The organism is Mesorhizobium sp. B2-8-3 (assembly GCF_006440815.1).
Lineage (GTDB): Bacteria > Pseudomonadota > Alphaproteobacteria > Rhizobiales > Rhizobiaceae > Mesorhizobium.
Genome location: NZ_VFTW01000002.1, coordinates 377,269 through 395,782, shown reverse-complemented (window position 1 = coordinate 395,782; position 18,514 = coordinate 377,269). Strand labels below are relative to the sequence as shown.

Here is an 18,514-nt window from a genome sequence, read left to right as displayed (position 1 = left end):
CGCCCATATGCCTAGATGAAAATGCGCGCCGTCTTGCGGACGGCGCGCGTGGCAATCCAAGACCGACGATCAGGCGGCCGGCGTCATCAGCGCCGGCAGCAGCGCGCCGGACACATGCTGCACGACATTGACCTTCTTCGAGTGCACGATCGGCTGCGCGTATTGCATCAGCGGCAGCACATAGGCCTGTTCGGCGATGTATTTGTCGGCGGCCTTCCAGCCGGCAATGCGCTTGGCCTCGTCCTTCTCGCCCCACAGCGGGTTGATCATGTCGATCAGGTCCTGGCTGTCCCACACCGAATGCGGGCTCGGGCCGTACATGGCGAAGCCGGTCGAGGTGGTCGGGTCGCCGATGGAATTGCCCCAGTTGTAGAAGGCGGCCGGTGCCAGCTTGTCGGCGGCGCGCAGCTCATAGTGCTTGGCGATCTCGTAGACCTCGATATTGGCCTCTATGCCGACCTTGCGCCACATGCCGACGATCGCCTGGATCATCTCGTAGTCCTTGGGCTTGAAGCCCTTGGTCGTCTGGATGGTGAACTTCACCGGCTTCTCCGGCGAATAGCCGGAAGCCGCCAGCAGCTCCTTGGCCTTGTCGGGATTGTGCTCGACCTTGATCGAGGGATCGAAGGCCGTGTATTCCGGCGTCTCCAGCGTCGCGATCGGCTGGCCGTAGCCACGCAGCAGCCGCTTGACCAGCAGATCCTTGTCCACCGCCATCACGGCCGCCTGGCGGACGTTCTTGTCCAGCATCGCCTCGATGTCGTTGAAGAAGATCATGCCGATGTCGGAAACGTTCTTGATCGAGCCGGCGAGCCCGTCCTTGGCGATCAGCCGGTCATATTCCTCATAGGGAATTTCGAGCGTCACCTGCGAGGATCCGGATTCGATCTCGGCGACACGGCTCGCCGCGTCGGTGACGAACTTGATCGTCACGTTCTCGAAGGCCGGCTTCGTGCCCCAATAGTTCGGATTGGCCTTCAGCCGCAGGAAGGCGTTGCGCTCGAACTTGTCGACCATATAGGGGCCGGTGCCGATCGGCGCCTTCTCGAAGCCTTCGGCGCCTACCTTCTCGTAATAGGCCTTGGGCAGGATGTAGCCGGTCAGGAACGACATCCACTTGAAATAGACCGGATCGAACTGCACGACGTCGCCGGTGATCTTGTTGCCGTCGATCTTGAAATTGTTGACGTTCTTCCAGACGAACTGGATCGGGTTGCCGGTCTTCTCGTCGCCGGCCCGTGTCAGCGACCATACCACGTCTTCGGGTGTGAAGGGCGAGCCGTCATGCCATTTCACGCCCTCACGCACCGTCATCATCACCTTGGTGCGGTCGTCGTTCCAGCCCCATTCGGTGAGCAGGCCGGGCGTGAAGGAGAGGTCCGGCTTCTGGCCGATGATCTGGTCGAACACCGACTGGTAGAGGCCTTGGATGGTCGGGTTCACCGCCGAGGGTCCGGTTGTCGGATCCCAGGAGGGCAGGTTGACATTGTAGGCGATGGTGAGCTCGTCCGCCGCCTTTGCCGCCCTCGGCAGGCCGAGCGTGGCGGCGCCAATCGCTGCCGCGCCATAGCCTAGCAAGTCACGTCTGTTGATGGTCATGGTCGTTCCCCTTGTTGGTTGTCATTTGTCCGCGCGGCGTTTTCATTCGGTGGTGGGCAACCGCGCTTGTCCATCCCGGAATTCTAGCTCTTTGTTGGAGCATGATCTTTCTCCGAAAACCGGTTCCCGCTTTTTGCGTTCGCTGACCTTCGGTTCGGGATCATGCTCTAATTCCCTCCCAGTTGTTGGGCGAGCATGAAGCCGGAGCCGGCGCCCGTACCGGCGCCGGGCCATGTCGCGGCGCCGGTGAGGAAGAGGTTCGAGACCGGCGTGCTCCAGCGCGCGAAGCCGCGCGCCGGACGGAAGAGGAAATTCTGCGCCAGATGATGGCTGCCGCAGATCTGGTCGCCGCCGACAAGGTTCGGGTTCTCGCGTTCCAGATCGAGCGGCGAGAACACCGCGCGGCCGAGGATTTTTTTGCGCAATCCCGGCGCGTAGCTTTCGATGATGTCGAGCACGCGCTCGGCATAGGGGTCCTTGACCGCGTCCCAGTGAGCGGGGGCGATCTTGCCCGCCGCATCGCCTAGGATCTCCGCCGGCAGCATGCGCACCTGCACCCACAGCACATGCTTGCCTTCCGGCGCCCTCGACGGATCGACCGCCGTCGGCTGGCCGACGACCAGCACGGGCTGGTCGGGCAGCAGGCCGGCGATCGCCTGCTGGTAGACGCGCGACATGGCGTCGAGCGACGGCGCCAGATGCACATAGGCGAACTGGCGAAGCTCGGCGCCGGCGCTCCAATCCGGCAGGTCGTCCAGCGCAAGGTGGATCATCATCGTGCCCGGCGCATGGCGGAATGTCTTCATCGCCGCGTCGAAGCCGGCGTCGCCGGAGCCATTGGGCAGCAGCTTGCCCGGCAGCGCTTTGGGCGCGACACCGGCAATGACGGCCTTGGTCGCGCTATGGGTTTCGCCGGATGCCAGCCGCACGCCGGTCGCCTTGCCGCCGAAAACCGTTATCTCGGCGACGTCCGCGCCGGTCGTGATCTTGCCGCCGGCCGCCGTCACCATGCCGGCCAGCGCGCGGATGATGGTGTCGGCGCCGCCCTTGCCCAGCACCATGCCAAAACTCTGGTTGGCCATCGATTCCAGATAGGGGAACACGGCGCCGCCGGCGATGTCGGGCGCGAAGTCGAGATGCATGCCCCAGGCCGCGAGGGTCGTGCGTACATGCGGCGTCTCGAAATTTTCCTCGAGCCAGGCGCGAGGCGATGACAGCAGCAATCGAGCGGTATCGAGAGCGCCGGCGATGCCCTTCTTGCGCCACAGGTTCCAGCCCGTGCCGGCCAGCGCCTTTGCGCTCATCGGCGAGCCCAGCAAGCGGAACAAATGTTCGGCCTCGCCGGGGAAGGTGCCGACCAGGCGGCGCCATGCGGCTGCATCCGCCGACGAGAAGGCGGCCAGCCGCGCCGTCGTCTTCTCGAGGTCGTTGCTGACGCCGAAACATGTCCCGTCCGGAAAGGCGCTGGCGAAACAGTCGCCCACCGGCGCGAATTCCAGCCCGTGGCCTTTCAATTCATTTGCATATTTCCGGTGAAAGGCGGAGCCGGCGAAGAGGCTCAGGTTCATCGCGCCGAAATCGTGCCGGAAACCGGGAAGCGTGTATTCGGCGGTCCGCACCGCGCCGCCGATTGCCTCGCTGCGCTCGAAAACCGCTATTTTCCAGCCCTTGAGCGCCAGATGCGCGGCGCATGCCAGACTGTTGTGGCCCGCCCCGACAAAGATGGCGTCGAACTCGCTCACGCCCCGCCCCAAAATGCTTTATGCTTAAAGATAATTGCAGATGCATATGTTTTCGTCTAGTAGGTATATTAAGGGCCGCAACGAGCCTTGATGATCACCGACAAGAGGGAACGAAAGACCATGGACACGCAGAAACTCCTCGGCGAGGTCGCCAGCCAGCTGCTCTCGGGCGCCATCAAGGTCGTCGACCTGACGGCGCCGCTCGGCCCCGATACGCCGCTGATCAAGCTGCCGCCGGAACTCGCCGTCGACACGCCGAAGGTCGAGATCCACGAGATCTCCAAATATGACAAGAACGGCCCGTGGTGGGCGTGGAATTGGCTGAAGCTCGGCGAGCATTCGGGCACGCATTTCGACGCGCCGCAGCACTGGATCACCGGCAAGGACTATCCGGACGGCGCCACCGACACCATTCCGGCGCAGAATTTCATCGGCCCGGTCAACGTCATCGACTGCTCCAAGGAGTCGGCGGCCGACCACGACTTCCTGCTCACCGTCGACCATATCAAGGCCTGGGAAGCCAAGCATGGCGCCATCAATCCCGGCGAGTGGGTGGTGATGCGCACCGACTGGTACAAGCGCAACGGCTCGGAAGCCGAGTTCCTCAACGCCAACGAGACCGGCCCGCACACGCCCGGCCCGACGGCGGAAGCCATCCAGTTCCTGATAGCCAAGGACATCAAGGGCTGGGGCTCGGAGACGATCGGCACCGACGCCGGCAAGGCCGGCGGCATGGAGCCGCCGTTCCCGGCGCACACGCTGATGCACAAGGCCAACCGCTATGGGCTGGCCAGCCTCTGCAACCTTGACCAGCTGCCGCCGAAGGGCGCGATCCTGATCGCCGCTCCGCTCAAGATCGAGCGCGGCACCGGCAGCCCGATCCGAGCGCTGGCGCTGGTGCCTCGGGGTTAAAGCCAAGGCAACGACGATGGGCGACGTCGATCACATCATCGTCGGCAGCGGCATCAACGCCCTGGTCTGCGCGGCGATGCTTGGCGCCAAGGGCGCCAAGGTGCTCGTGCTCGAGCGCAACGACCGCATCGGTGGCTGCATGCGCACCGAGGAGATCACAGCGCCAGGCTTCGTTCATGACGTGATGGCCACGACCTTCGTGCTGTTCATCACGTCGCCGGCTTTTGCCGCGCTCGGCAAGGACCTTGCGCGGCATGGGCTGGACTTCTGCCACACCGCCACGCCGACAGGCGTGCTCACGCCCGACGGCAGCCATGCCGTTATCACCACCGACCGCGCCGCCAACATCGCGGCGCTGAACCGGATCGCCTCCGGCGACGGTGACCGTCATGGCGGCGATGTCGGCGATATCGAGCGCAATGCCGGGCTGCTGTTCGGCCTGCTCGGCGGCGCGCTCTGGTCTTATCCGACGACGAAGCTCATCGCCGGCGAGGCCTGGCGGCGTGGCCCGCGCGACCTTGCCGCCTTCATGGGCGGGGCGCTGGTGCCCGCGCGGGGTTGGTTGGAAACGACTTACACATCCGACATCGTCCGCGCGCTCTGGGCGCCCTGGGTGCTGCATGCCGGGCTCGGCCCGGAAGACGCCTTCTCCGGCCAGATCGCCAAGGTCATCGCCTTCGCGCTGGAGGCAGCCGGCGCGCCGATCGTCAAGGGCGGCGCGAAAAACCTGCTCGCCGCCTTCGAGGCGCTGATCAGGGAACGCGGCGGCGAAATCCGCGTCAACGCCGACGTCGCCTCGATCGTCCGGACAAGCGGCCGCGCCAGCGGCGTCCGGCTCGCCTCCGGCGAGACCCTGAGCGCCGCGAAGAGCGTCATCTGCTCGGTCACGCCGACGCAGCTCTATGGCCGTCTGCTCGGAGGGGATGCCCCAAAGCGCGACGTCGAAGCGACGCGCGTTTATCGCTACGGCAAGGGCAACTTCCAGATCCACTACGCGTTGGACAAGCCGCCGGCCTGGCGCGGCGAAGGTCTCGACAAGGTGGCGCTGCTGCATCTGACGCCGGGGCTCGACGGCGTGTCGAAAGCCTGCAACGAAGCAGTGCGCGGCCTGCTGCCGGAGGTGCCGACCATCTGTGTCGGCCAGCCGCATGCGCTCGATCCATCGCGCTGCCCCGAGGGCAAGGCGATCCTTTGGCTGCAACTGCCCGAGGCGCCGCGCCACATCAAGGGCGATGCCGCGGGCAAGCTCGAGGCGCCGGCCGACGGCCGTTGGAGCGAGGCGTTGCGCGAGGCCTATGCCGACCGCGTCGAGGCGATCCTCGCCGACCACATCGACGGTTTTCGCGCGAGCGTGATCGCGCGCCGCGCCTATTCGCCAGCCGATCTCGAAGCGATGAACGTCAACCTGGTCGGCGGCGATCCCTATGGCGGCTCGTCGACCATCGACCAGTCCTTCCTGTGGCGGCCGTTCAAGGCCAGCCGCAACCATGAGACCGGCATCAAGGGCCTCTATCATATCGGCGCCTCGACCCATCCGGGCGCCGGCCTCGGCGGCGGCTCCGGCTTCCTTTTGGCGGGGAGGCTGTGATGGAACAGAAACTCGCCGAAAAACGCCAGCGCATCTCTACCCTCGGCCAGATTGGCCTGCAGCAGTTCGCGCCCTATCTGATGAACCGCATCATGGGCCGCTACAACGCCACGCTGCGCGACGACTTCCGCAAACAGGGCCTGACCATTCCACAGGTGCGGACGCTCGCCGTGCTCTCGGTCACCGACGGCGTCACCGTCAACGACCTCTCGGTCTACACAGTGATCGAGCAGTCGACCTTGAGCCGCACGCTCGACGCGCTGGAAGGCCAGGGCCTGGTGCGGCGCGAGCAGGGCGTCACCGACAGCCGCTTCCGCCATGTGTTCCTGACCGATGACGGACGTGCGCTGTTCACGCGCGCCTGGCCGGCCATGCACGACGCCTTCGAGGCGATGTTCGACGGTGTCGACGACGCCGAGTATGCCGCGCTGATCGCGACGCTGCAGAAAATGCTGAACAACATCCGCAAGCACGAGATCTAGATGTACGCGCCGCCCCCTGGCGATGGGCGAGCGGCAACGGAAGGAGGCAGAGATGGCCGAACGGTCTTTTGCCAAGGAAGTCGAAAAGCTCAGGCTTGGCGCCGGCGAGGAATTCGCGGGCGAGGGCATCCTCGCCATCACCAAGGCGCTGCTGCAATGCGGCGTCGGCTATGTCGGCGGCTACCAGGGCGCGCCGATCAGTCATCTGATGGACGTGCTGGCCGACGCGCAGGATATCCTGGGCGAGCTCGGCGTGCATTTCGAGGCGAGTGCGTCGGAAGCCACCGCCACCGCGATGCTCGCCGCTTCCGTGCATTACCCGATCCGCGGCGCCGCCACCTTCAAGTCGACCGTCGGCACCAATGTCGCTTCGGATGCGCTCGCCAACCTGGCGTCCGGCGGCGTCACCGGCGGCGCGCTGATCATTGTCGGCGAGGACTATGGCGAGGGCTCCTCGATCATGCAGGAGCGCAGCCACGCTTTCGCCATGAAGAGCCAGGTCTGGCTGCTCGACCCGCGGCCGAACCTGCCCTCGATCGTCAAGGCGGTTGAGGACGGCTTCGAGTTGTCGGAGGCCTCCAACACGCCGGTTATGCTGCAGGTGCGCATCCGCTGCTGCCACGTGCACGGCCACTTCACCGCCAAGGACAACAGGCGCCCGCCAATGTCGGTCGCCGATGCGCTTGCCGCGCCGCGCCGCGACACCGGCCGCATCGTGCTGCCGCCCGCTTCCTTCCTGCATGAGAAGGAGAAGGTCGCCAAGCGTTGGCCGGCGGCGGTCGATTTCATCAAGAGCCGCAAGATCAACGAGATGTTCGGGCCGGACCATGGCTCGATCGGCATCGTCATGCAGGGCGGCATGTACAATTCCGTCATCCGCGCGCTGCAGCGGCTGGGCCTCGCCGACACCTATGGCGACACCGACGTGCCGCTCTATGTGCTGAACGCCGTCTACCCGCTGCTCGACGACGAGTTCCTGTCCTTCTGCGAAGGCAAGCAGGCGGTGCTGGTCGTCGAGGAAGGCCAGCCCAACTACATCGAGCAGGCCTTCGCCGCGATGCTGCACAAGGCCGGCCGCGGCACCAAGCTGGTCGGCAAGGAACATCTGCCGATGGCCGGCGAATATACCGGGCAGGTCATGCTCGACGGCATCGGCTCCTTCCTGCGGGCGCACGCCCCGCATCTGCTGCCGGGCGAGGTGCGCGCGCCGAACAAGCTGGGCGAGGGCGTCGACACGGCCGATCTCATCAATGTCGTTCCGGGCCGCCCGCCGGGCTTCTGCATAGGCTGCCCGGAGCGGCCGATCTTCGCTGCGACGAAACTGGTCGAACAGGAGCTCGGCAAGCACCACATCGCCTCCGACATCGGCTGCCATCTGTTCTCCATCATGCCGCCTTTCGAGCTCGGCGCCACCACCATGGGCTATGGGCTTGGGCCGGCTTCTGCCTCGGCCTTCAATTCGCCGGACGCAAAACGCCGCTCGATCTCCTTCGTCGGCGACGGCGGCTTCTGGCACAATGGCCTGACCTCCTCGATCGGCAATGCCGTCTTCAACAAGAACGACGGCGTCATCGTCATCGTCGACAATTTCTACTCGGCCGCTACCGGTGGCCAGGACATCCTGTCCTCGCGCGCCTCGAACCGCACCAAGTCGACCAAGCATCCGATCGACGAAGCGGTGAAGGGCATGGGCGTCAAATGGCTGCGCCACATCGACCGCACCTATGATGTCGGCAAGATGCAAGCCGCGCTGCGCGAGGCGCTGACCACCGAGGAGAAGGGGCCGAAAGTCATCGTCGCCTCGTCCGAATGCATGCTCAACCGTCAGCGCCGCGAGAAGCCGCTGGTCGACAAGGCGATCAAGGGCGGCGAGCGCGTGGTGAAGCCGAAATTCGGCGTCGACGAGGACATCTGCACCGGCGACCACGCCTGCATGCGGCTCTCCGGCTGCCCGTCGCTGTCGGTCAAGTCGCTCGACGATCCGTTGCGCGACGATCCGGTCGCCTCGATCGACCAGAACTGTGTCGGCTGCGGCAATTGCGGCGAGGTGGCGGATGCGGCCGTGCTATGCCCGTCCTTCTACCGCGCCGACGTCGTTCACAATCCGGGCCGCTGGGACCGTTTCCTGGAAAGCGCGCGCCGCGCCGTGATCGGCCTGTTGCAGCGGCGCCGCGAGAGCCGCCGTTTGATGTTCGCCGATGCTTGACCACAACGCAGCGCTGCACCCGAAGACGGGCGCTTCCGATGACGAGCGGGTGATAAAACTCGCCGTGCTCGCGGTCGGCGGCCAGGGCGGCGGCGTGCTTGCCGACTGGATCACCGATGTCGCCGAGCGCAGCGGCTATATCGCGCAATCGACCTCCGTCGCCGGCGTCGCCCAGCGCACCGGCGCCACGATCTATTACATCGAGATGGCCCGCGACACCGGCCGGCTGCCGGTCTTTGCCCTGTCGCCCTCGCAGGGTGACGTCGACATCCTGATTGCCGCCGAGCTGATGGAGGCCGGCCGCGCCATCATCCGCGGTTTCGTCACACCCGAGCGCACGACGCTGATCACCTCCTCGCACCGCATCGCCGCCGTCTCGGAAAAGATCGAGCCAGGCGATGGCCGCGCCTCGTCGGAGAAGGTGCATGCGACGGCGCAAGCGGCGGCCAGGCGCTTCATCGCCTTCGACATGGAAAAGATCGCCGCCGACAATGGCACGATGATTTCCGCCAGCCTGCTTGGCGCGCTGGCCGGTTCCGATGCGTTGCCCTTCACCCGGGAAAGCTACGAACAGGCGATCGGCGCCGGCGGCCGTGGCGTCGGGCCAAGCCTCGCCGCCTTCGGCGCAGCTTGCGACCGCGCGCGAGGCATCGCTGTTGCTCCGGCGGGCGACGAGGCAGAGGCGAAACCTGCCATTGCTCAACCCAGGCCAACGGCGAGCGTCAGTGGGCCCGAAACCTTGCTGAAGGGCTGGCAGGAGCTTGCCGGCCGCGTCGCGGCACTGCCGGTGCCGGTGCGCGACATGGCCGAACGCGGGCTGAAGAAGGTCGTCGACTATCAGGACATCGCCTATGGCGGCGAATATCTCGACCGGCTGGACAAGGCCGTCGCGCTCGACAATGCGGAGCGCGGCTACGCGCTGTCGATCCCCGCGGCAAAGCATCTCGCCAATGCCATGTGCTACGACGACATGATCCGCGTCGCCGATCTGAAGACGCGCTCGACCCGCGACCGGCGCGTGCGCAAGGAAGTCGGCGTCAAGGAAGGTTCGGTCCTGCAGGTCACCGAATATTTCCATCCGCGCATCGAGGAGTTCTGCGGCACGCTGCCGGCGGGGCTGGGCAGCTACATCGAAAGCCGGCCGAAGCTCGCCGCCTTCCTCGACCGCCGCATCAATCGCGGCCGCCACATCCGCACCGACAGTTTCACCGGCTTCGCCATGCTGTGGTTCATCGGCGGCCTGCGCCGCTGGCGCCGCAGCCTGCTGCGCCACAGGGTCGAGGTCGAGCATCTGGAGCGCTGGTACGATCTGGCGCTCGGCTATGTGCCCCAGGACTACGCTTTGGCCACCGAAATCCTCAACTGCCGCCGGCTGATCAAGGGCTACAGCGACACCCATGCGCGTGCCCAGTCGAAATTCGACCGCGTGCTCTCGGCGCTGCCCATGCTGAAGGGCAGGGACGATGCCGCCGACTGGATCCGCCGCCTGCGCGAGGCGGCGCTGAAGGACGAGAAGGGCGACATGCTGGACGGCGCTTTGAAGACCGTGGCGACGCTCAACGAGACCTCTGCCCCGATAACGAAGATGTGATCCGCCTGCCTGCGACGGGTTTCGGCCACGTCCTCCGTTTCACGGAGGTAGGGATCAATCTCGGAGACAAACTCATGTTGGCTAAGTATTTTCTGCCCGTTGCGCTGGCGGCCGGCACCTTGCTGCTGTCCGGAGCCGGCTCCCAGGCCATGCCGATGGCCAAGCCAGGTGCTGCGCCGCTGCCGATCGAAACCGTCGGCTGGCGCTGCGGTCCCGGCTGGCACGTGAACCGTTGGGGCAATTGCGTGCCCAACGGCCGCCGGTTCATCCGGCCCGTGCGCCATTGGCATCCCGGCTTCTGGCATCACGGCCGCTGGCACCCCGGTTTCTGGAGCTGATGACCCGTCGACGGGATCGACGCCCACGCCGGCAACGGTTCAGACAGGCCAAAGAGAGAGAAGCCGGCGGGACAGCGCCCCCCTTTGTCCTGCCGGACATCTCCCCCACAAGGGGGGAGATCGGACGTCACGCAGGCTTTCGGCAATCGCCAGCGTCGTACCAAAGTCTATTCGACATCGCAGGAGTGAGCGCGGCGCCAAAGCTGCCAATCTCCCCCCAAGTGGGGGAGATGTCCGGCAGGACAGAGGGGGGCGCGAAGGATCGCGACTTATCTCACCTTGCGCCACCGATCGTTGCACGGTCGCCTGTCGCTGACGAGCAAATTCAGACCTCAAACAACCAGATCCCGCATCGGCTTCACCGCTGCAGACTCCGGAAATACCTTGTCGCCAAGCACCGCGGCGGAAAGCCCGAACTGGTCCGCCAACAGGCCCTTCAGCACCGCCCGCACGTCGCTGGTCGGCGCGAGGTCGCGCTGTTCGTAGAGCTGCGCTGGCTTCAGCCCAGGCCAGTCGGCGATGACGCGGCCGCCCTTGATCGCGCCGCCGGCGAGCAGCACCACCGTGCCGGTGCCGTGGTCGGTGCCGACAGTGCCGTTGATGCGCGCCGTGCGGCCGAATTCGGTGATCGCGACGACCGCCGTGTCGCGCCAACGCTTGCCCAGCCCCTTCTCGAACTCCTCGAAGGCGCCGTCGAGGCCTCCGAGCAGATTGGCCAGCCGCCCCGTGGCGCCGCCCTCGTTGACATGCGTGTCCCAGCCGTCGAAGGCGAGTGCCGCGATACGCGGCCCGTCATCGGCCGCCATCAGCCTCGCCGCGCCTTGCGCCGATTGCCGCATGCCGGCGGCGTTGTCGAGGCCGCCCTTAGGCTTCATCGTCGTGCCGTCGAGTTGGTCGCCCAGCGCCATCCGATCGGCGTCGAGCCCTTTCTGAAGCGCGGCCGCCAGCACCGGATCGCGATGGTTGTAGAGATCGAGCACACGCTCCGCCAGCGCATCGCCAGGCGTCGGCAGCGCCTGCGGCGCCCAGCCGAGCACGGGCGCGGCGCCACGGATCACCAGCGGCGTCGAGGGCCCGACCGCCAGCCCGCCGGCTTTCGCAATCCTGTCGCCCGCCGGCAGGCTGGCCAATGCCCGGTTGAGCCAGCCGGTGGTCGCGTTGCCGGGGCCGGGCAGGCCGCTTTCCAGCACGTCCTGGCCGTCGAAATGCGAGCGGTCGCGGTAGCCGGTCGCGGCCGCGTGCACGACGGCTGCCTGGCCTGCCTTGAACAGGCGCGCAAACACCGGCATTGCCGGGTTGACGGCGAAGAAACCGTCGAGCGGCAATGCCGGGTTGGCGCCTGAGAGCGAAAGCGCGATGTCGCCATGCAGGCCGGCATAGTCCGGATCGCCGACCGGCCCGACCGTCGACAGCCCGTCGAGCGCGCCGCGCAGCACGATGACGATCAGGCGCGGGTCGCGATTGTAGGCCGCTCGGGCAAAGCGCGGCAGGTAGGCCCAGGCGAACAGCGCGCCGCCGGTCATCAAGACGGCACGGCGGGACAGGTTGGGAGTTTGGCAGAGAAGACTCACGGGTTCATCTCCATTGCTAGGTCACCGGCGCTGGAATTCGGGCGCCATCAACAGCAGCGCCAGGCCCTGCTGCTTGGACTCCGCCCGCGCAATCGCCTGCCGTGTTTCGGCCGATACGGACGTGCCGATCAGCGACGCCAGCGCCTCGTCGGGGTCGCCGATGTCGTCCGCCTGCTTCGCCGCCTGCCAGGCGATGTCCAGCCGCGTCTTGAGACCCTCGGCGGAAGCCCATGCATCCGTCTGGTCGGGAAAGCCGTTCGGCCCCGGCGGTTGCCATAGCGGTTGGCCAAGCACGCTCAGCCAGCGAAGCGACCGTTGCGGCTCGTTGCCGGCGGTGGCGCCGACCGCGCGCCGCAGCGCGACGACAAAGTCCAATGGCGCGCGCAGCTTCGTCAGCGGCGTCGACCAGGCTTCGGGCATGTCGATCAGCGTCAAGGCGATCGCGCGCAGGTCGCCATCGGTCTTGGTGAAGACCGCGGCCAGACGGGCGACAGCCGCCGGCGGCGGATCGTCCGCGATGAAATGGCACGCAAGCTTGATGGCGATGTGCCGCGCAGTGGCCGGATGGCGGGCAATGTCGTTGAGCGCCGCCTCCGCCTGGCCCATGCCGCCGTCGGGATAGGTCTTGCCGAGCAGCACCGCCTTGCCCGGCTGATGCGCATTGGTGTTGAAGATGAAGCTTCCCGGCTCTCCCAGCCGCCCCTCGCGTCCAGCCATCGTCCAGCCGGTCAGCATGCCGGCGAAGCTGGTGACGTCGGCTTGGGCATAACCGCTGCCGACGCCCAGCGTGTGCAATTCCAGGATCTCGCGGGCGAGGTTCTCGTTGAGACCGCGTCCACGCCGCTTGCCGGCGCGCGAATCCGGCCCGATCGATTGCTGGTTGTCGAGATAAAACAGCATCGCGGGATGATGCTCGACCGCCAGCAGCATGTCGGCGAAGCGGCCGAGCACGAAAGGGCGGATCGCCTCGCGCTCGAAGGCGCCGGCGCATGCCCGCACGACCGGCGCCTTGGCGACGGAGACGCAAAAATGGTTCGACCAGAAGCTGACCAGGCGCTCCACGAAGCCGGGCGCCGCAGTGAGCGCCTTGTCGAACCGGGCCTGCGCCTCGTCGCGATAGATATCGGCCTCGACACGCGGCACCGCGGGTTTGGCTTTTGTCACGGCCGGGCCGGCTGGATCATCCGCTGCCATCGGCTGCATGACGGCCGCCGCCGTCTCGGCCCGCGCCGCCTTGCGCTCCATGACCGCCGTCATGCTGGCCTGGATCGCCGCGGTGCTGTCCAGCAGCCCGGCATTCTTCGGATCGTCGGGGGAAATGAGCGCGATGTCCTGCTGCCTGATCTCGACCTTGAGGTAGCCGCGCGGATCGGCGGCGATCTTGCCGAGGTTGTCGCCGGGTTTCGCGCCGAGGCCGAAGCGGTTGAGCGCGACCAGGGCGGGGTCCGGCGAGACGGAATTTGAGACCGGTGCGGCCAATGAAGCCTCCGTTCCGAACCGACACTTCGGCCGGCATGTTGCATGGATCGGGAAGGGCGCTCACGACGCCGGCCGCAGCACCGGCGTCATGAGCGGGCCGTCACCAGCGGCGCCAGTGGTGCCAGCGGTGGTAAGGATGCCAGGCCGGGCCGATATAGACGCGCGGCCCGCCCCAGTAATAATAGCCGGGATAGATCACGCGGCGATTGGGGACGCAGCGGCCCCAGTGGTTGGGATGCCAGCCCGGACCGCAGCCCCAGGCGACACGCTCGATAAGCGCCGGCGCCGGCGCAGCCGGTGCGATCGGCATCGCCGAGGCGGCGCTTGCGGCGGCCGTCCCGCCGATGGCGAGCGCTGCCGCGATCGAATATTTCGTCAGACTGTTCATGGGATACTCCCGAAAGTTTCGAGGTTGAAGAGAACCTGCCCGCCGCCGAAGGCGGTCACAGGCCTGTCCCTCTTTTCCTTGAACGGGGCGTGTCCGCTCTTTCCGTCGCTGCCTACGGCGATTTTTTTGCAGGCGCCGGCGGCTGCCTGCCGGCGCGCCGCATCAGGGCGTCCGCCAGCAGCTGGCGGTCTTCCGCCGATCCCGACGCGGCGAATTCGATGATGCGTTGCTCGAGCCGGGTGCGCACGGTGACATCGGCATTGCGCGCGCGTTCGAGCGCCGCCGCAAGCGCGTTGCTGTCGAGGGTCGGCTGCTGCAGAAGGTTCGCCGCCTCGCGCCGAGCGGCCTGGCCGTCGAGGATTACGTCGCGGGACCCGCGGCGCACCTCGCGCAGCGCCTGACGGAAGACCTTGCGGTCGGCGGCCGGCAGCCTGCCGCCGGCCGATTCCAGCGAAAAGCCCGGATTGGACTTGCCGATCAGCCAACCCGTCCCGCCGGCGAGCGCGCCGATCAGAAAGACGTTGAGTACCAGCGATGCCGCGACAAGACGGGGGCTCATAGGTCCTCCTCGGCCTGGTCGGCGTCGGGACCGGCATCGCCGAACGACGTCGCATTGGCATCCATCACATAGTGGTCGGAGGGAGCGTCCGGGGCAACGACGGTCACCAGCGCCAGCCCAGCCACGGCGCCGGCCAGGCCGGCACCGGCAAGCCCGAAGCCCAGCCACCAGAACCGGCGGTGGCGGCCCTGCCTGACCTCGGTCGCGGCGCGGGCGACAATGGCTCGATGGAGCGCCGGGCCGGGTGCTTCGACGCGATGCCGGTCGAGCATGGCGTCGAGCCTGCCGGCGCGCGCCAGGATGGCCCGGCCCTCCTCGGTATCGGCAAACAGCATGGCGGCGGCCTGTTCGGCCGGCGGCCAGCGGTGCAATGCGCCGCCATAGGTATCCGCCAGCGCGGCGAAGCGCCCGGCATCCATCGGCCCGTTTGCGGTCTTCTCAGCCATCTCGTTCCCCCTTCCACCGTTTTGACGTGGCCCCCCACGCCGCAGTCCTCAGAATTCGCAGTCCCTTCGAGGTCTCAGTCATCGCCATCTCCCGCGAGCATGGCCTGCAAAGCGCGCCGGCCGCGCGCGAGCAGGCTTTCCAGCGCATCGACGCTGACCTGCATGGCGCCGGCGGCCTCGATGTTGGACAGCTCCTGATAATACACCAGCACGATCGCCTCGCGCTGGCGCGGCGCGATACGCTGCAGCGCCTGGCTGACCCTGCGCTCTTCGTCGCCCGGCATTGCATCGGGAAACGGCGCTTCATCGGCCACCTCCGGCAGCTCGTCCGTCGTCCATTCGCGCCGGCGCCGCAGCCGGTCGTAGCAGAGATTGAGCGCGACGCGGTGGATCCAGGTGTCGAAGCGCGCCTGTCCCTGGCGCCAGCCCGAGGCGTGGCGCCAGATGCGCACGAAGGTTTCCTGGGCGACGTCCTCGGCCTCCGCCGCGTCGCCGAGCATCCTGGCGGCCAGGGCCAGGATGCGCGGCAGCTTGCGCGCCACCATCGCCTGCACGGCGGCGGGGTCGCCGGCGCCGATGCGGCGTACCAGCTCCTCGTCCGGATCGGCGCCCATCAACCGGGGCGCTCGCGACTGTCATTGTGCGGCATAGCCTCTTGGTCATTGCTCCTCATTGGGAGCGGATTTGTGGCCCGGCCTCTCGTCGGCGCCAAGCACGCCGTCGCCGTTCTTGTCGAGCCTGGCGAAGCGCTTGGCGAGCAAGGCGTCGAGCTCGCCCTTGTCGACGAAGCCGTCCTTGTTGGTGTCGATGCGCGCGAAGGATTTGGCCGGATCGCCCTTGGCCTTGCGGGCGGTCTGGAAAGCGGTCCATTCGGCGAGGCTGACCTTGCCGTCATTGTCCGTATCGGCCCTCATGAACGCCCTTTCCCGGCGCGCCTCGAACTTTTCCAGCGTCAGGCCGGATTTGGTTTGGTCAGACTTGGTGGCCGGAGCCGAGGTGCTCGGCGCCGTCTGGGCCGGGGCAGGGGTCGGCGTCGTTGTCTGGGCGACCGCGGCCGCGGTCTGCAAGCCAAGGGCAACGACAAATATCGTTTGGCGGATCATGCTCTCGTCTCCGGTTGGGCGCGGCCATTGGCGGCCACGCTTCAGCCATTAAACGCGAGGCAAAGCAAAATCCGTCGGTCCTTTTTCGACCGGACAACAAGCCTACCGGATCCGACGCAGCCGGACCGAAGGATTCCTAAGGGGCAGGAGGCGACGACTATCTCGGGTGGTCGACGGCCACCAGCTGGTCCGGCTTGAAGCCGGCATGCTGCGGGGTCCAGACGTCGCCTTCGCGGTTGAACCAGTGGCACAGATACGTGCCTGAGGCCGCGCCGTCGCTGATTGTCATTTCCGGGCCTCCGGATTTCAGCCTGACGACGTCTCCGGTCTTGAAACTGTTGGGCATTTCGACCTCCCATGCTGACAAGGCGAGTTTCCCACCAACAGCGATTCCCGACAATGGCCGAGATGCGCCGATGACGTGGTGCAGGCGGGAAGGCGTGGAAAACTGGTGCCGCTAGCGTGATCCGCGAGGCAGCACTGTCATATCAAGGCTTTTGAGCTCCACTGATTGGCTGCCTTCTCCGCCCGGGAGGACGATCATGGACCTTTCTTCCGACAATTTGCGGCATGGGCGCACAGGTGGAAGCCCGGCTCGCTTTTTGTGGTTAGGATTTGAGGTCAGCAAGCCGGGCTATGCGCCGACCGATGGGCGGGGGGCTTGGGGTTATCAGCCGGCGCGATCGCGAGACTGTCTGATTTGCCTGCCAGCCCACAATCGACCGAGGTCCGTCCTGCCGGACGCATTGGTCCGAAAGAACCAAAGATATAGCCCCTTATTCCGTTGGGGCAGGTTGCCGGCCGGTGATCTTTTGCCACCTGCCCCCATTGCCCACGGTTAACGAGCAGACCGCTCAAACGCTCGGCCTTCAGCAACAGTTTGGTTCCCGCGGAGAAGTTTTGGTGCCGCTTGCGTGACTCGAACACGCGACCCCATCATTACGAATGATGTGCTCTACCAACTGAGCTAAAGCGGCCCCGGGAAGCGTCAGGCTTCCAGAATGGGCTGGGTGATAGACTCAACCGCTCGCTAATTCAAGATGGGCAGCGGTGAATTCCGGTCTCGCTAGCGGCAATTCCGATCTAGGGTTACCGCGCAACGGGCACAGGCGCGGCCTGTGGCGGGTGTGCGGGTCGCACGTCCTTCGCAACTGGCTGGCCGGCGCGACCGCGCCGGTAGTGACGAAAAATGTTGATTCTTAAACAAAAAATGCCGAAATGGCTTTGGCCGGCAAGGCAGCCGCTCGCCGTTGATCGATTGGTCGCCTGCGGCTGACGATCAGACAACCGTGAGCGAACGCGCAGAGGGAGCTCGCTTGGACCCCATCGAGAAAGCGATCCGCAATGCCTTCGAGAAAGGCAATGCCGAGGACCGGGCGTTCCGCGAGAAGGTCTATCGATCGGCCTTTGCCGCGCTCGACCGCGTCCTGCAGGCCAATCCGAACGTCACGGTCGAGGCCGCCATCAGCCGCCGCAAGGCGGTGCAGGCCAAGATCACCGAGATCGAATCGGAGTTCCTGCCGGCCGTGCCCGATGTGACGCTGCCGCCAGAAAACGTCGCCTCGGCCGGCAATGGCGCGCCGGATCCCCGCGTCGAAGCGCCGGTGTCGGCCGCGCCGTCGGTCGACGCGCCGCTGCCGCCGTCGCAATCCGCGCCCTCGCCCTCGATCACCGTCGACGGCCCGGTGCAGCCCGATGCTTCGGACCAGCCGCGCTCGCGCGTGCTGCCGCGCGTGCCCGACATCATGCCGGACGAGACAGCGCTTCCCGACGCGCCGTCGCTCGACGATTCGCCGGGCGCTCCCGTCGGCAACGGCGCTGAGGTCGCGCCCGACCGCGACGAGCGGCGCATCAGGGGGCGGCGCCTGCCGCTGACCGCGATCTTCGTCGTCGCGACGCTGCTCGCGGCCGCCGGCATCGGCCTCTATTTCGCCAAGCAGACCGGTGTCTTCAAGACGGCGGCCGAGCTCGACACCGGCCCGCCGGAACCGACGCCGACGCTGGACGACGAGGATTCCACGCCGCCGGCCGAACCCGGCTCGCCGCAGAAGCCGGGCGAGGCCGACCAGTCGAAGAACTGGATCAACGTCTTCTCGCCGGCCGATCCGACCCGTGTCAGCACGCCGTCCGACGCCGCCGCCGAGGTGATGAAGGACGACACCGGCCAGTTCCTGCGCATCCGCTCGGGCGCGTCGGGTTCGGCCATCGCCTTCGATGTCGGCCAGGGCGTGCTGGAGAAGCTTGCCGGCAAGCACGCTATGTTCGACATCGTCGCCCGCTCGGAAGAAGGCAAGGAGACGCAGATATCGGTCGATTGCAATTTCGGCGATTTCGGCGATTGCGGCCGCAAACGCTACGCGGTCGGCCACGAGCGCAACGAATATCTGTTCGACGTGCAGTTCCCGGACAAGCATCCGGGTGCGGCCGGCACCATCGCCGTCAACTCCGACTTCGATCAGAAGGGCAAGTCCGTCGATATCTACGAGATCCGCGTTTCGATCGCGGAGTGA

17 protein-coding genes and 1 tRNA gene are annotated in these 18,514 nt (G+C 66.5%); 7 read left to right on the top strand and 11 right to left on the bottom strand.

Features of this window, described 5'->3' with window-relative positions; genetic code table 11:
* Positions 1–69 precede the first annotated feature (69 nt).
* Together FJ418_RS04770 and FJ418_RS04765 are read right to left on the bottom strand one after the other, a co-directional pair.
* Positions 70–1,599 (bottom strand): ABC transporter substrate-binding protein, encoded by a 1,530-nt coding sequence (locus FJ418_RS04770; protein WP_140863924.1) that lies wholly within the window; start codon positions 1,597–1,599, stop codon positions 70–72.
* Positions 1,600–1,766: 167 nt separating this feature from the next.
* Positions 1,767–3,341, bottom strand: coding sequence for an NAD(P)/FAD-dependent oxidoreductase (locus tag FJ418_RS04765; RefSeq protein ID WP_140863922.1), 1,575 nt, complete (start codon positions 3,339–3,341; stop codon positions 1,767–1,769).
* Positions 3,342–3,461: 120 nt separating this feature from the next.
* Here FJ418_RS04765 and FJ418_RS04760 point away from each other — a divergent pair, with 120 nt between their 5' ends.
* The 6 genes from FJ418_RS04760 (at position 3,462) to FJ418_RS04735 (ending at position 10,458) form a co-directional block, all read left to right on the top strand.
* Positions 3,462–4,253 (top strand): cyclase family protein, encoded by a 792-nt coding sequence (locus tag FJ418_RS04760; RefSeq protein WP_140647112.1) that lies wholly within the window; start codon positions 3,462–3,464, stop codon positions 4,251–4,253.
* A gap of 16 nt (positions 4,254–4,269) precedes the next feature.
* Positions 4,270–5,841, top strand: a complete 1,572-nt coding sequence (locus FJ418_RS04755; RefSeq protein ID WP_140863920.1) for an NAD(P)/FAD-dependent oxidoreductase — start codon at positions 4,270–4,272, stop codon at positions 5,839–5,841.
* Complete coding sequence (locus tag FJ418_RS04750) at positions 5,841–6,323, top strand: MarR family transcriptional regulator (RefSeq protein ID WP_140647114.1); 483 nt, start codon at positions 5,841–5,843, stop codon at positions 6,321–6,323. The genes FJ418_RS04755 and FJ418_RS04750 overlap by 1 nt, the downstream gene beginning before the upstream one ends.
* A 52-nt stretch (positions 6,324–6,375) precedes the next feature.
* Positions 6,376–8,529 carry an indolepyruvate ferredoxin oxidoreductase subunit alpha gene (locus FJ418_RS04745; protein ID WP_140863918.1) on the top strand — a complete coding sequence of 718 codons (2,154 nt, stop codon included), beginning with the start codon at positions 6,376–6,378 and terminating at the stop codon, positions 8,527–8,529.
* The gene (locus FJ418_RS04740; protein ID WP_140863916.1) at positions 8,522–10,120 is read left to right on the top strand and encodes an indolepyruvate oxidoreductase subunit beta family protein; all 1,599 of its coding nucleotides are present in this window, start codon (positions 8,522–8,524) and stop codon (positions 10,118–10,120) included. Before FJ418_RS04745 ends, FJ418_RS04740 begins: the two co-directional genes overlap by 8 nt.
* A 74-nt stretch (positions 10,121–10,194) precedes the next feature.
* Positions 10,195–10,458, top strand: a complete 264-nt coding sequence (locus tag FJ418_RS04735; RefSeq protein ID WP_140658270.1) for a hypothetical protein — start codon at positions 10,195–10,197, stop codon at positions 10,456–10,458.
* 332 nt (positions 10,459–10,790) lie between these two features.
* On the opposite strand, the gene FJ418_RS04725 is transcribed toward FJ418_RS04735, so the two are convergent.
* The 9 genes from FJ418_RS04725 to FJ418_RS04685 form a co-directional block, all read right to left on the bottom strand.
* Positions 10,791–12,029, bottom strand: coding sequence for a DUF1501 domain-containing protein (locus FJ418_RS04725; RefSeq protein WP_246682936.1), 1,239 nt, complete (start codon positions 12,027–12,029; stop codon positions 10,791–10,793).
* Positions 12,030–12,050: 21 nt separating this feature from the next.
* Positions 12,051–13,508 carry a DUF1800 family protein gene (locus tag FJ418_RS04720; protein WP_140863914.1) on the bottom strand — a complete coding sequence of 486 codons (1,458 nt, stop codon included), beginning with the start codon at positions 13,506–13,508 and terminating at the stop codon, positions 12,051–12,053.
* A 100-nt stretch (positions 13,509–13,608) separates the two neighbouring features.
* Complete coding sequence (locus FJ418_RS04715) at positions 13,609–13,896, bottom strand: hypothetical protein (RefSeq protein WP_140648152.1); 288 nt, start codon at positions 13,894–13,896, stop codon at positions 13,609–13,611.
* Between the two features lie 112 nt (positions 13,897–14,008).
* A complete protein-coding gene (locus FJ418_RS04710; protein ID WP_140863912.1) occupies positions 14,009–14,455 on the bottom strand; it encodes a periplasmic heavy metal sensor in 447 nt (148 codons plus the stop codon).
* Complete coding sequence (locus FJ418_RS04705; RefSeq protein WP_140786247.1) at positions 14,452–14,901, bottom strand: hypothetical protein; 450 nt, start codon at positions 14,899–14,901, stop codon at positions 14,452–14,454. The genes FJ418_RS04710 and FJ418_RS04705 overlap by 4 nt, the downstream gene beginning before the upstream one ends.
* 74 nt (positions 14,902–14,975) lie before the next feature.
* Positions 14,976–15,515: an RNA polymerase sigma factor gene (locus FJ418_RS04700; RefSeq protein WP_140863910.1), complete on the bottom strand. Its 540-nt coding sequence runs from the start codon at positions 15,513–15,515 to the stop codon at positions 14,976–14,978.
* A 45-nt stretch (positions 15,516–15,560) separates the two neighbouring features.
* On the bottom strand, positions 15,561–16,004 hold the full coding sequence (locus tag FJ418_RS04695) for an acid-shock protein (protein ID WP_140863906.1): 444 nt from the start codon (positions 16,002–16,004) through the stop codon (positions 15,561–15,563).
* A 157-nt stretch (positions 16,005–16,161) separates the two neighbouring features.
* Positions 16,162–16,350, bottom strand: a complete 189-nt coding sequence (locus FJ418_RS04690; RefSeq protein ID WP_140648157.1) for a DUF2158 domain-containing protein — start codon at positions 16,348–16,350, stop codon at positions 16,162–16,164.
* Positions 16,351–16,905: 555 nt separating this feature from the next.
* A tRNA-Thr gene (locus tag FJ418_RS04685) sits at positions 16,906–16,981 on the bottom strand.
* Positions 16,982–17,320: 339 nt separating this feature from the next.
* Here FJ418_RS04685 and FJ418_RS04680 point away from each other — a divergent pair.
* Positions 17,321–18,514, top strand: coding sequence for a hypothetical protein (locus FJ418_RS04680; protein ID WP_181166836.1), 1,194 nt, complete (start codon positions 17,321–17,323; stop codon positions 18,512–18,514).

Excerpts from the sequence above, each read along its gene's own strand:
- FJ418_RS04770 (WP_140863924.1), bottom strand. The coding sequence starts at position 1,599 with ATGACCATCAACAGACGTGACTTGCTAGGCTATGGCGCGGCAGCGATT.
- FJ418_RS04760 (WP_140647112.1), top strand. The coding sequence starts at position 3,462 with ATGGACACGCAGAAACTCCTCGGCGAGGTCGCCAGCCAGCTGCTCTCG.
- FJ418_RS04755 (WP_140863920.1), top strand. The coding sequence starts at position 4,270 with ATGGGCGACGTCGATCACATCATCGTCGGCAGCGGCATCAACGCCCTG.
- FJ418_RS04750 (WP_140647114.1), top strand. The coding sequence starts at position 5,841 with ATGGAACAGAAACTCGCCGAAAAACGCCAGCGCATCTCTACCCTCGGC.
- FJ418_RS04745 (WP_140863918.1), top strand. The coding sequence starts at position 6,376 with ATGGCCGAACGGTCTTTTGCCAAGGAAGTCGAAAAGCTCAGGCTTGGC.
- FJ418_RS04740 (WP_140863916.1), top strand. The coding sequence starts at position 8,522 with ATGCTTGACCACAACGCAGCGCTGCACCCGAAGACGGGCGCTTCCGAT.
- FJ418_RS04735 (WP_140658270.1), top strand. The coding sequence starts at position 10,195 with ATGTTGGCTAAGTATTTTCTGCCCGTTGCGCTGGCGGCCGGCACCTTG.
- FJ418_RS04715 (WP_140648152.1), bottom strand. The coding sequence starts at position 13,896 with ATGAACAGTCTGACGAAATATTCGATCGCGGCAGCGCTCGCCATCGGC.
- FJ418_RS04710 (WP_140863912.1), bottom strand. The coding sequence starts at position 14,455 with ATGAGCCCCCGTCTTGTCGCGGCATCGCTGGTACTCAACGTCTTTCTG.
- FJ418_RS04705 (WP_140786247.1), bottom strand. The coding sequence starts at position 14,901 with ATGGCTGAGAAGACCGCAAACGGGCCGATGGATGCCGGGCGCTTCGCC.
- FJ418_RS04700 (WP_140863910.1), bottom strand. The coding sequence starts at position 15,515 with ATGGGCGCCGATCCGGACGAGGAGCTGGTACGCCGCATCGGCGCCGGC.
- FJ418_RS04695 (WP_140863906.1), bottom strand. The coding sequence starts at position 16,004 with ATGATCCGCCAAACGATATTTGTCGTTGCCCTTGGCTTGCAGACCGCG.
- FJ418_RS04690 (WP_140648157.1), bottom strand. The coding sequence starts at position 16,350 with ATGCCCAACAGTTTCAAGACCGGAGACGTCGTCAGGCTGAAATCCGGA.